This is a genomic window from Clostridium sp., from assembly GCF_051650885.1.
Classification (GTDB): Bacteria; Bacillota; Clostridia; order Clostridiales; family Clostridiaceae; genus Clostridium.
The window spans coordinates 26,332-39,015 of sequence record NZ_JBOFRG010000268.1 but is presented as its reverse complement, the minus strand read 5'-3'; the positions used below and the strand labels follow the sequence as shown (position 1 = coordinate 39,015).

Annotated in this window: 11 protein-coding genes and 1 riboswitch; all 11 genes read right to left on the bottom strand. The window is 29.5% G+C overall.

Features of this window, described 5'->3' with window-relative positions; translation table 11 throughout:
* Positions 1–123 precede the first annotated feature (123 nt).
* Positions 124–1,725, bottom strand: a complete 1,602-nt coding sequence (locus tag ACRC28_RS12940) for an FUSC family protein (protein ID WP_438543865.1) — start codon at positions 1,723–1,725, stop codon at positions 124–126.
* Between the two features lie 119 nt (positions 1,726–1,844).
* On the bottom strand, positions 1,845–3,218 hold the full coding sequence (locus tag ACRC28_RS12935; protein ID WP_438543864.1) for a sulfate adenylyltransferase subunit 1: 1,374 nt from the start codon (positions 3,216–3,218) through the stop codon (positions 1,845–1,847).
* Between the two features lie 8 nt (positions 3,219–3,226).
* A complete protein-coding gene (gene cysD / locus ACRC28_RS12930; protein WP_438543863.1) occupies positions 3,227–4,027 on the bottom strand; it encodes a sulfate adenylyltransferase subunit CysD in 801 nt (266 codons plus the stop codon).
* 12 nt (positions 4,028–4,039) lie between these two features.
* Entirely contained in the window at positions 4,040–4,759 is a 720-nt protein-coding gene (locus ACRC28_RS12925; protein ID WP_438543862.1) for an ABC transporter permease, read from the bottom strand.
* Positions 4,737–5,543 (bottom strand): ABC transporter ATP-binding protein, encoded by an 807-nt coding sequence (locus ACRC28_RS12920; protein ID WP_438543861.1) that lies wholly within the window; start codon positions 5,541–5,543, stop codon positions 4,737–4,739. Before ACRC28_RS12920 ends, ACRC28_RS12925 begins: the two co-directional genes overlap by 23 nt.
* Before the next feature lie 17 nt (positions 5,544–5,560).
* Positions 5,561–5,869 (bottom strand): 4Fe-4S dicluster domain-containing protein, encoded by a 309-nt coding sequence (locus ACRC28_RS12915; RefSeq protein WP_438543860.1) that lies wholly within the window; start codon positions 5,867–5,869, stop codon positions 5,561–5,563.
* A complete protein-coding gene (locus tag ACRC28_RS12910) occupies positions 5,850–7,523 on the bottom strand; it encodes an adenylyl-sulfate reductase subunit alpha (RefSeq protein ID WP_438543859.1) in 1,674 nt (557 codons plus the stop codon). Before ACRC28_RS12910 ends, ACRC28_RS12915 begins: the two co-directional genes overlap by 20 nt.
* Entirely contained in the window at positions 7,516–8,103 is a 588-nt protein-coding gene (cysC, locus tag ACRC28_RS12905; RefSeq protein WP_438543858.1) for an adenylyl-sulfate kinase, read from the bottom strand. Before cysC ends, ACRC28_RS12910 begins: the two co-directional genes overlap by 8 nt.
* A gap of 156 nt (positions 8,104–8,259) precedes the next feature.
* A complete protein-coding gene (deoD, locus tag ACRC28_RS12900) occupies positions 8,260–8,988 on the bottom strand; it encodes a purine-nucleoside phosphorylase (protein WP_438543857.1) in 729 nt (242 codons plus the stop codon).
* A 148-nt stretch (positions 8,989–9,136) separates the two neighbouring features.
* Positions 9,137–10,510, bottom strand: coding sequence for an amino acid permease (locus ACRC28_RS12895; protein WP_438543883.1), 1,374 nt, complete (start codon positions 10,508–10,510; stop codon positions 9,137–9,139).
* Positions 10,511–10,665: 155 nt separating this feature from the next.
* Positions 10,666–10,839: riboswitch (Lysine riboswitch) on the bottom strand.
* Positions 10,840–10,898: 59 nt separating this feature from the next.
* Positions 10,899–12,587 carry an HD domain-containing phosphohydrolase gene (locus ACRC28_RS12890; protein WP_438543856.1) on the bottom strand — a complete coding sequence of 563 codons (1,689 nt, stop codon included), beginning with the start codon at positions 12,585–12,587 and terminating at the stop codon, positions 10,899–10,901.
* Between the last annotated feature and the right edge of the window lie 97 nt (positions 12,588–12,684).

Genomic DNA, 12,684 nt, shown 5'->3' with positions numbered 1-12,684 from the left:
ATTGTCAAAATGTTAATTTAATTAATATTTAGTTAATTTAAAGGCATATTTAATTAAACTAATTTCTTATTTTTTTAATTTCTATTTATCTTTTTAGAAAAAAGCTTAAAGAGGAACCCCCCTTTAAGCTTTTCTTTTCATGTTTTCTTTTTTAAATTTGTAATACTTACTAAGTATATCTTTCTTATTTTCTTTTATAATGTTTGTGAAATCAAATTCACCTAATTTCTTTTCAATAAGAGTTCCTATAACGTAATGATTTTCTAAAAGCCCTTCCTTATTTTCCTTTTCAATTTGCACTATCATTCTTTCTCCATTTTCCCTATACATTTTAGCTAAATCTCGTTTAGCATCTTCTATAGAATATGGTAAAACAAATTTATTAAATATTACACTCACTAATACCCCTATAAGTATTAAAACTATCCTTGATGCTACCATTTTAAAAGTTCCACCTAAAATAAGTGATGAACCTACTGCTGAAATTGTTACATAAATCATCTTTTCTTTATATGTTTTATGATAACAATCTAAATATCCTACAAACATTACTATATATGATTGAATCATAGGATTTTGTACTACTGTGAATATTATTAAGGCAAGTACTGCTCCTATTAAGCTTCCTTCTACTCTTTGCTTTGTTTTAATCATCCCTTGCTCACTATATGGTTGAATCAACGCAAAAATCGTAAACAATATCCATTTTCCTTGAAATATATTAAAATATTGTACCAATGCACCTACAATCCCTATACTTAATCCTAATTTCATAGCATATCTAAATTTCATAGAATTCCTATTTAAATGCTTTTTAAATTCTTTAGTTCTAGAAATTTGAATCCTATCTTTTTTATCCACATCTCTTTTATTAAGTTTTAATCTTTCTAAAAGCTTGCAAATAACCTTCAAATCTAGGTTATTGTCTATATATCTGTTCTCTAAAAGAATGTGAAACTCTTTATTCCCATTTAAAAACTCTTCAATTTCTTTCAAAACAATTATTTTTTCTTCACAACTTTCCTTTCCTTCTTCCCTAGATATTATATCCTTCAAAAATAATATAATATCTAAAATCGCCCTCCCATTACTTTCTATATAAAATTCTTCTTTTCTGCTATTATACACAGTCTCTTTAAGTCCTATTGATATTTTATCAAAATTATCAATTAAGCTTTTACATTTCTTATCATCTTTTTCTATTAATATCTTTCTAGCTAGTCCAACTAATTTTTTAAGTTCTCTATCTCCACTCTTTTTAAGCATATCTTTATTAAAAAGAATTTGAAGCACCATTATAAATATAGCTCCAAATATAAGAGATAATATCCTATTGTTCATTCCTGACAATTCTACTGGCACTGCAAGCATAAATACATACTGTAATCCAAATGGAACATACATATTAGCTCTAACTTCATATGAAAAAATATATCCTATAAAGAACATGGCTATAAAATTGCATATAAACCCTAGAATAAAATTTATCCCTGCAAAATATGCTAAAAATCCTAATGCTACATTTACTACTATTAATTCAAATAAATATTTAAAAGGTCTTCTTGCTAAATTTCTTTCTAAAAATAATAAAGCTCCCGTTATTGTAGTAACACCAATCAATGTGTTTTCTGCTCCAAAAAATCCTTTAAATAACAGTATAAAAATAAATATTAATACAAATGTTATTGTTTTTGAAATTATAAATTTTACTTTCTCTTCTTTCATGTTATACCCTTCTTTTCCTTATATTTACTGTAGAGGATTATATCATATTTAAATATATACTACAAATCGTCACCTAAACTTAATAAAAGCATTCCTATTAAGAAATGCTTTTATCATAATTATTTAAAATTTTCTTCAATTACTATACTCATATGCTTTTCATTATCTTCCTTAAACTTAACTACAAAACCCATCTCCTGTAAAAATTTTGCTACTGATTTTAATCGTTCATTGTAAATCTTCTTATTTTCTACTTCTTTTATACCTTCCCCTGTAATTATTCCTCCACCTACTATATCAAAACCATCTACTATTACAAATCTTCCTGTAGCTTCTATTTTTTCAAACAAATCAAAGGAAATTTCCTCTTTTGTTTTTATAATTATTTCTCCAACACTATTTTTTTCTAAAATCTTTCCTCCTTCTAAAGTTGCTGAATTCACAACTTTCTTTATTTCTATTACTTCACACATAACCTCATTTGTTGTAATTTTTAATTTATACTCTTTATTTTCTATTAAAGGTTCTTTTCCCATCCAAAATATACTTGCATGGACTATTTTTGATTCTTTTGGACTATTGCTACTATGTGCAATAATATCTCCTCTTTTAAAATAAAATTCATCCTCTACTATTATACCTATCGATTCTAGCGCCCTAGCCTTTAATTTTTTCTTACTTTCTTCTGGCCATACCTCTATACTCTTTATAACTGTTTCTTTATTAGAAGGATATATTTTTATTTTATCTCCTACCTGTAAAGTCCCACTTTCTATTCTTCCACTAATAATTCTTCTATTATCAAATTTATATACATCTTGTATTGGCATTCTTAAAGGTTTTGAATTTAGTCCTTCCTCTTTTACTAATAAATCAATTTGTTCTACCACAGAATGTCCCTTGTTCCATTTCATCTTATCTGAATTCCTTATTAAATTTTCTCCTTCAAATGCACTTATTGGAACATAATCTATTGGAAATACTCCTATTTCCTTTAAGAAAATACTATATTCATCTTTTATCCTATTGAATTCCTCTTCACTATATTTTATTAAATCCATTTTATTTATTATTACAATTACTTTTTTAATACCTAATAAGGATAAGATATATCCATGCCTTTTACTTTGTTCTTTTACTCCTTCATTACCATCAATTAAAAGCAATGCTGCTTCTGCATTTGAGGCTCCTGATATCATATTTTTCAAAAATTCTTTATGTCCTGGTGCATCTATTATTATATAATCACGTTTTTTTGTTTTAAATCTTATTCTAGTTGTATCAATAGTTATTCCCTGAGTTTGTTCCTCTTCAAAAGCATCTAAAAGATATGCATACTCAAAGGCTTTCCCTCTTTCTTTTGATAATTTTAAAACTCTCTCAACTTCCCCATCTAAAAGTGATTTTGTATCATATAACAATCTTCCTATTAATGTTGATTTTCCATGATCTACATGTCCAACTACAACAATACTCATTTCTTCTCTTTCCATAATCTCACCTACATATACCCTTCTTTTCTTAATTTCTCCATAGCATAAGCCGTCTCATTATCTTGCTCTCTTCCTGATCTTTCTCTTTCCGTTGTATTTTTCAATTCCTCTATAATTCCATCAATATCTATTGCTTCCGATTTAATTTTTTTCGTACACGGTGCACATCCTAATGAACGATATCTCTCTCCATCCTTTGAAAAATATAAATCTATTATAGGAATATTTTCTCTCTTTATATATTCCCAAATATCAACTTCTGTCCAATGTAAAATTGGATGTACTCTTATATGATTTCCCTTTTTAAAATCAGTTTTAAATTGATCCCATAGTTCTGGGGGTTGGTCTACATAATCCCATGTACTATTTTCATCTCTCTCTGAAAAAACACGTTCCTTTGATCTTGATCCTTCCTCATCTCTTCTTATTCCTAAAATCAAGCCCTCAAATCCATAATTTTTAACTACTGCATTTAAACCATCTGCTTTAAGTGCCTTGCAGCAAACCAACCTTCCCATATCTGGTCCCATTCCAAGCCTTAATGCTTCTTCATTTTTATGGACAATCAAATTTAAACCATACTCCTTTGCAATTCTATCCCTATACTCAATCATTTCCTTTATTTTATAGCTTGTATCAACATGAATAAATGGAAATGGTGCATATCCATAAAATGCTTTTTTAGCAAGCCATAATAATACTGTAGAATCCTTTCCTATCGACCATAGCATTCCAAGTTTCCCAAGCTTCCTATAAGCCTCTCTTAAAATATAAATACTCTGTGCTTCTAATAAGTCTAAACGATCCATAATTACTCCCCCTTATCCTATTCCATATTTTTCATTTATTTTATTTTCTAAAAATTCAAATACAAATTTATTTATAAGAACACCTATCACTATTATCAAAAGCATAATCCACAATATTCCTATAATATCATTTTGTTTTTGTCCACTTTTTAGTAACAATCCAATTCCAATTGTAGAGTTTATAACCTCTCCAGACATTAATGCTCTCCATGCGAAACTCCACCCAGTTTTTAAATATACAATAAAATTAGGTATCGCTGCCGGAATTATAACCCTTCTATATAGCTTAGCTCCAGTAAGACCCATAGTCTTTCCAACTTTTATATAGATTTTATCCACACTACTTATACTATTTTCTACCCCCAATGCTATTCCAAAAGCGGTTCCTAGCACTATTAAAATAATAATCCCCTTTTCTGATGCTCCATACAAAAGACTAACTATTGGTACTAAACAAACATTTGGCAAAGTTTGAAATGCTAAGAATGGTCCCTTTAAGCTATTTGCAATTCTTTTATTTTTCACCATAATTCCACCTAATACGATACCCACAATACAAGCTATCAAATAACCCCCTATTAATCTAATTAGAGAAATTCCCATAGCTACTTCTATTCCACTCTCTAGCATCACTCTTTTAAATCCATCTATTATGTCTAGAATTACTGGAACAACTTTTCCATATAATATAGCTTCTCCATCATATTGATTATAAATAATACTCCATATCATCAGAAGGATTATAAAAAATATCATTTTCTTTACTGTTAAAATCCGAATCATATTCTTTTTCAACAATCTTCATCACCTCCTCCTTCAAATCTTTTTGAATTTCTACTACATATTCACTAATTTCTTTATTCACAATTGTTCTTGGTCTCGGTAATGCTATCTCATATATCTTTTTCACCCTTCCTGGATTTGATGAAAGAAGAATTATTCTATTAGATAGCATTACAGCCTCCTCAATATTATGTGTTACAAATATGAAAGTCTTTTTTGTTTTTTCCCAAATCCTTTGTATTTGTAAAAGTAACATATCTCTTGTTTGACTATCTAAAGCTGAAAAAGGCTCATCTAAAATTACTAAATCACACTCATACGCTAATGCTCTTGCAAGTGCAACTCTTTGCTTCATCCCTCCTGATAATTCACTTACCTTTTTAAATTTAAATCGCTCTAAATATATCATTCTTAAATATTTTTCAACTTCAATTTTACGTTTCTCTTTATCTTTAATCTTATCTTTCAGTGCAAACTCTACATTCTCATATACGTTTAACCAAGGTAGTAATCCACCTTCTTGAAACATTACACAAGTCTTCTTAAATTTATTTTCACAAGTTCCGGTATACTCTTTATTTATTCTAGCTATTATATTCAAAAGAGTACTTTTTCCACATCCTGATGGACCTAATATAGATACAAACTCCCCTTCTTTAACTTCTAAATTTATATCCTTTAAAATTATCTCCCCTTTTCCAAATTCCTTTGTTATACCATTTAAAATTAACATTCAAATCATCCCTTTTATTAATACTTATTGCTTTCTTTTCTACTTGTCTTAATTGAACACGTTTCATCTCCAGTTTTAATTATCCATATAATTTCATCCCCCTTATTTTCTATTTCTATATATCCTCCCTTTCCTCCTAATTCTTTTGGTATATACATTTGTATAGCTCGTACGCAGCATTCCTTCATACATGCCCCACAACTCCAACAATCATTTTTATATTTCATAATTGCTTTCCCATCTTCCATATAAATCAAATTTCCTGGGCAAATAGCAGAACATTTTTTGCATCCTATACACTTTTCTTTATCTATTCTTATACTCAAATACCTCGCCTCTCTTCACTATATCTCGTCTTATCATTTTTATTTTTCCTGATTTCCATATAGAGTTTACATAACATAAATATTCCTGCTTTTCTTCTGTATAATCGAGGTTTTCATTGTATACATGAATCCTTCTTTCCTTTCTCTCTTTCATATGATTTATCAACACTTTGCACACATATAGCCTGTCTATTAACTCTCTAAAAAAAAGAAACTGATGAAAATTATCTATCCTTATGTTTTTTGTTTTTTCTATTAAATCATCAATCTCTCTCTCCCCTCTATCTAGTCCATCTTCTGTAAATCCATATTTTTTTTCTTTTCCTCCACAATACTCTTCCATTACTCTTTGCATCTTTTCTTCTAATTTCTCAATCTTTAGTTTCTCACCATTTAAAAATACATCTTCTATTTTTTTAACTAACTTATTTTCTTCTTCTTCCTCCAAAAATATTTTATTTTCTATTAACTCTGCACTGGCAGTCTTAATTCCTATTTCGCCCTCAACAAAAGCACCAGTTACATATTTTTTTCCTACACCTCCAGCCACATCTCCAATTGCATATAACCCTTTAAGGCTAGTCCTCCTTTTTGTATCGACATAGTAACCACAAACACTATGTCCACCTACTATATAGGGCTCTGTTCCTTCAATTTGCACATTTTCTTTTTTTATATCAATCTTATTATCCTTCCAATATAAAACTTGAATTGGAGCCATATTTAAATATGCTTTATTTAATTCCATTTCTACATCTTCGCCTATTCCTTCTGTCTTTATATAGCATGGTCCATTTCCTCTTAAAGTTTCTTGTATGCTTCCATATAATCGTCTTACAGTTTTTTGCCCCTCATATCTTTCCTCATAATTTTCCTTTAGCTTATTTATCATCCTTCCCTTTATCCCTTGTGCTATAGTTCCAGTGGGTGCTACTGTATCTTTTATTCTTAAAGCTACAAACCGAATTTCAAAGGAAGTCATCTCTGCTCCACTTCTAATTCCCATAGCGAGTCCCGCTCCTGTGTTAAATGGACAATACCACCCATGGTTTCTTCCTTCTGAAAATCCTCCTGCTGGTTTATATAGTCCTGAACATCCACCAGTTGCGCATATAACTGCTTTGCTATAGATAATATAAATATCATTCTTTTTTATTCCTGTTCCAACTGCTCCAATAACTCTTTCATCCTTCAAAATATAATCTATTACATTCACATTATTTAATACATTTATATTTTTTTGTTTCATCACATTCTTATATAAAATTTCTTTTATATTTTCCCCATTTATCTTTATACTTCTCTTTCCTCTCCTTACATAATGTCCATTTTTATCTTTTAAAATAGTTAATCCCATATCCTCAATATCTTTTGTTACTTTATATAAATTTTCGCCTATACTTTTAGCTAAATCTTCTCTTACTATTCCATTAAACTCTGATGAAATATTATCTATATAATCATCTACTGAATCTTCTTTATCTAAAAATGCATTTATTGCATTTATCCCAGCTGCTAAACAACCACTTCTCCGTATATTAGCTTTATCCACTATCAAAACAGCTTTACTTTTTTCTTTTGTCCCTGCAAAAAGTCCTGCTGCACCTCCACCTATAATTAAAATATCTGTTTCTATCCTCTTCACATTAAACATAGCCATTTCCTCTTAGATATTCTCTTATAAAACCTACACTCGTTTCTAAATCATAAACGCTAGTATCAACTTCTAGCTCTGGATTAAGTGGAATCTCATATATTGAATTTACTCCGGTAAAATTTTCTATTTTTTTCTCTTTAACCTTTTTATAAAGTCCTTTTACATCTCTTTGTCTACAAGTTTCAACATCACATTTTACATATACCTCTAAAAATTCCTCTTTAAATTCCTTTCTTAACTCTTCTCTCATTTCAATTTTAGGTGATATAAAAGAGCATATTGCTATCACGCCAATATCTGAAAGTATTCTGCAAATCTCCTTTGCCCTCCTAATATTTTCTATCCTATCTTCATCTGTAAATCCTAAATCCTTGTTTAAAGTCAATCTTAAATTGTCCCCATCTAAAAAATATGTTAGATACCCATCCTCATATAATTTTTCTTCTAACGCCTTTCCTATAGTTGATTTACCACTTCCAGATAACCCTGTAAGCCAAATTATCTTTCCTTTTCCTTTCAATAATTTTTCTCTTTTATCTTTTGTTATAAAAGATTTTTCTTTATGCACATTTTTCATCCCAACTCCTTTCCCGACTATTTCTATCGGAATACTAATATTTTCTATATCTTATATTTTTTACCTTTTATTGTCAATAGTTTTATTCAAAAATATTTTTGAACGCAAAAAAGAGTATCGACAACAGTCGATACTCTAAAATATATCTTTTTAAAATTAATCTAATTTATAAGCCATTTCTAAAGCAACTTTCATCATGTTTGTGAAAGCAGTTTGTCTCTCTTCAGCACTAGTTAATTCCCCAGTGAATGGACAATCTGAAATAGTAAGCATACATAAAGCATTTACTCCAGCTCTTGCTGCATTCATGTAAAGTGCTGCACTTTCCATTTCAACTGCTAATGCACCCATTTTTTGCCATGATTTTAAAGTGTCTAGTCCACCTTCTCCGTAGAATACATCACTTGAAAGAATGTTTCCTACTTTTGCTTCTATGTTTAATTCTTTAGCTGAATTTACTGCACCTTCTACTAATTTGTAACTTGCAATTGGTGCAAATGTTCCTGGTAAGTTGTATTGTGATGCAAAGTTTGAATCAGTACAAGCTCCCATACCTATTACGATGTCATGTAATTTTAAGCTTTCATCAATAGCTCCCGCTGAACCTATTCTTATAAGGTTTTTAACTCCATAGAAATGAATTAATTCATATGAGTAAATTCCAATTGAAGGAATTCCCATTCCTGTTCCTTGAACTGAAATTCTTTTCCCTTTATATGTTCCTGTGAAACCTAACATTCCTCTAACAGTATTATATTGAACTGGGTTTTCTAAAAAAGTTTCTGCTATAAATTTAGCTCTTAATGGATCTCCAGGTAATAATATTGTTTCAGCAATGTCCCCTAATTGTGCTCCTATATGTGGTGTTGGTACTCTTTTTTCCATAAAATCATCCTCCTTGGTTCTTATATATGCATTATAGCATAATTCTAAAAATTATGTAAGCCTTTTCGTATACTTTTTGTTAACGTTTTCTAAAGTTTAGAATTAATTATATAAAAAAATAAAAGCTCAAACAAATGAGCTTTTATTTTTAACGTTCTCTATTTTTATCTAAATCAACATCTAATAAAGATACCATTTTAGTTTTATTTTTAATTTTATAAACTATTAATATAATTAAGAATAATGGAATTCCTATGTACGATGAAATGAATCCCATCCACTGTATTCCACTAGAAGTTACATAAGTTACACCTTGCCCTACTATAACTATTGCACAAAGTACAACTGCCATAATTGGTCCAAATGGATACCATTTTGCTTTAAATGGTAAATCATCTAAGCTTCTACCTTGTGCTATATAAGCTTTTCTAAATCTATAGTGACAAACTGCAATTCCTAGCCATGCTATAAATCCTGCAAGTCCTGATGCTGCAACAAGCCATAAGTAAACTTGATTTTCTGAATAAAGTCCTGTTAGGAAACATGCTGATGCAATTATTGTTGTTAAAATTATTGCATTTACAGGAACACCTCTTTTATTTGTTTTCCCAAATATTTTTGGTGCCATTCCTTCATGTGCCATTGAATGAAGCATTCTACTTGATGCATACATTCCTGAATTTCCTGCTGAAAGAACAGATGTTAAAATTACTGCATTCATTATAGATGCTGCCCCTGCTATTCCTGCTTTCTCAAAAACCATAGTAAATGGACTTGTTTCTATTCCTGCTTGTTTTGCAGTTAATATACATCCTATTACTAAAATTGTTCCCATATAAAATATAAGAATTCTCCAAAATATTGTATGAACTGCTTTAGGAATAGTTTTTTCTGGATTTTCTGATTCCCCAGCTGTAATTCCTATAAGTTCTGTTCCTTGGAATGAAAATCCTGCAATTAAGAAAATACTAATTATTGCTTTTCCTCCACCTACAAAAGGTCCTCCGTCTGCAAAGAAGTTTTTAAATCCTATAAATGGTCCATTCATAATTCCAAGTATGATTAAAACTCCAATTACTATAAATATAATTACTGTTACAACCTTTATACTTGCAAACCAAAACTCTGATTCTCCATAAGCCTTTGCTGATAAAAGGTTTAATAAAACTATTATAGTTAAAAATAATGAGCTCCAAATAATTGCTGGTACATGAGGAAACCAAAATTTCATGACTAATGAACCTGCAACCATTTCTGTTGCAATAGTTATTGCCCAGTTATACCAATAGTTCCATCCCATTGCAAATCCAAAGGCTGGATCAACAAATTCTGTTGCATATACTCCAAAAGATCCTGAGATAGGCATAAATGTTGCCATTTCTCCAAGACTTGTTATTAAGAAATATACCATTATTCCAATTGCTCCATATGCAACTAATGCACCACCTGCACCTGCAGTATGTATACTATCTCCCATGGCTAAGAATATTCCTGTTCCTATAGCTCCACCCATAGCAATCATACTAATATGTCGTTCTTTTAGCCCTCTTTTTAATCCTTCGTTTGTTTTTTCTGCCACGTTTTATACACTCTCCTTAATTTAACTAACGCAATAAAAGCCCTGAGGAAATACTTCACTCAGGACTTTTTAATCGAATGTAAATTAATTAAATTACCTTTAGTGATAGCTCTCCACAAATATTTTGTGACAGTTGTATACATATTATGTATACAACCAGCATTATAAATTAAAGCAATCTTTATAACACTTCGGCAATTTTACCTTTTAATATAATCCAATCTGCTTATAAGACTATATCTACTCTTTAAACTTGCGCCTCTACCTCATCCTATTTTGCTATGCTCTTATTATGTATTCTTACATACTTTTTTTCAATAGCCTTTATATATTATTCACTCTTTATTTTCATTTTGTTAATTGTTTCTAAAAATATTTCTAATACTTTAGGATCATATTTTCTACCAGAATCACTTTTCATTATTTCTAAAACTTCATCTTCTGTTAATCCATTTGTACTTCTTTTATAATAATCATAACAATCAAGAACTCTAACAACTCTTGATTCTATTGGTATATCCTCTCCTTTTAAACCTAAAGGATACCCTTTTCCGTTATAGTACTCATGATGACTTAGCACTATCTTACTTATTTTTGCTATTTTAGGATACATTTTTATTATTCTATAGCTTTTATCCACATGCCTTCTAAGTATTTCCGCTTGTTCATTTGTCAGCTTGTGTATTGGCGTATCTATTATTTCATCTGGTACTGCTATCATTCCTATATCATGAAATTTCAAAGCCAAATTTATATTTTCAACTTCCTCTTTTGAAAGCTTTAATTTTTCTCCAATTTTCTTTACTATATCTTCACTTGCCCATGCTCTATTTTCATTTTCTAAAGTCTTTAAATAAACCTTCTCTTGGATAAACTCTAAAAATTCTTCCTTTATTTTTTCACCCTTAAAAACCTTTTCTTTGTATACTATTTCTTCTGCTACATTTAGCATATCTTCGATAGTTTTGTTTACTTCATTTTTTATTGAATAACCAACAGAAATGCTTATAGGTGCACCATCTTCACTATAAACTTTGCATAAACTGCTTATTTTCTCTTTTATTTTTTTCCCTATCTCATTTGTTCCATTTGGAATTAATACTATAAATTCATCTCCACCCCATCGTATTACATCCCCTTTTCCATCTACAGCCTCTATTATTATTTCTCCAATTTCTCTTAGATATCTATCTCCTTCAAAGTGGCCTAATGAATCATTAACCACCTTTAATCCATCAGCATCTCCCATTACAAGCAACAAATCTTCTTCATAGTGCTTGTTTAATTCCTCACTTATCTTTTCAAAGTAATTTCTATTATACAATCCTGTAGCTTTATCTCTATAGGTTGCTTCAATAATTTCATTTTGAATGATTTTATTTTCGCTAATATCTTTAGATATTCCAAGTACTCCAACTATTTTGTTTTTTTCATTTTTTATAGGATACTTTAAGACCTCCATTACATTTTTATCACTATACATTATTTCATAGGATCTCGGTTCATCTTTCCCCTTAAATCTAGCATCTCTCTTTTGTATTTCTGTTACTAACTCATTCCCTTTAGTCTTTTCTAAATATCCAGTTCCAATAAGTTCATTTTCTTCTACACTTAAAAATTCTTTAAATGCCTTATTACATCCAACTAAATTTCCACTTAAGTCTTTATAGGATATAATATACGGAATAGTATCTATAACTTTTTTCAAGTAATTCATCTCTGGATTTCTTATTATACCAACTGCACCTATTAAATTCTCTTCTCCATCTTTTATTATTATCTTTTCCGCAACACATATGAAATCTTTCCCATTTATTTTAATACCTATATGATTATCAACATTAAATCCTTCCATTCTAAAATCATACTTTTTAACAATTTGGCATAAACTTGTTCCTTTTTCATCTTTTATTTTTAATGCATCCCTAAATCTTAAATTCATTAATTTTATCTTTCCATTTTTGTCTTCTATCCAAATTCCTAATGGTATATTTTCTATAATCAAACTTATAAAATCCAAATTTTTTTCCTCCATCATCGTATTGCTTCGTTTTACTCTAGTTAATATTTTACTCCTCATTTTACAATTGCTAAATAGTATTCCATTAAAATTTACA

Coding starts and splice junctions, on each gene's coding strand:
- ACRC28_RS12940 (WP_438543865.1), bottom strand. CDS start 1,725: ATGAAAGAAGAGAAAGTAAAATTTATAATTTCAAAAACAATAACATTT.
- ACRC28_RS12935 (WP_438543864.1), bottom strand. CDS start 3,218: ATGGAAAGAGAAGAAATGAGTATTGTTGTAGTTGGACATGTAGATCAT.
- cysD (WP_438543863.1), bottom strand. CDS start 4,027: ATGGATCGTTTAGACTTATTAGAAGCACAGAGTATTTATATTTTAAGA.
- ACRC28_RS12925 (WP_438543862.1), bottom strand. CDS start 4,759: ATGATATGGAGTATTATTTATAATCAATATGATGGAGAAGCTATATTA.
- ACRC28_RS12920 (WP_438543861.1), bottom strand. CDS start 5,543: ATGTTAATTTTAAATGGTATAACAAAGGAATTTGGAAAAGGGGAGATA.
- ACRC28_RS12910 (WP_438543859.1), bottom strand. CDS start 7,523: ATGTTTAATGTGAAGAGGATAGAAACAGATATTTTAATTATAGGTGGA.
- cysC (WP_438543858.1), bottom strand. CDS start 8,103: ATGAAAAATGTGCATAAAGAAAAATCTTTTATAACAAAAGATAAAAGA.
- deoD (WP_438543857.1), bottom strand. CDS start 8,988: ATGGAAAAAAGAGTACCAACACCACATATAGGAGCACAATTAGGGGAC.
- ACRC28_RS12895 (WP_438543883.1), bottom strand. CDS start 10,510: ATGATTGCTATGGGTGGAGCTATAGGAACAGGAATATTCTTAGCCATG.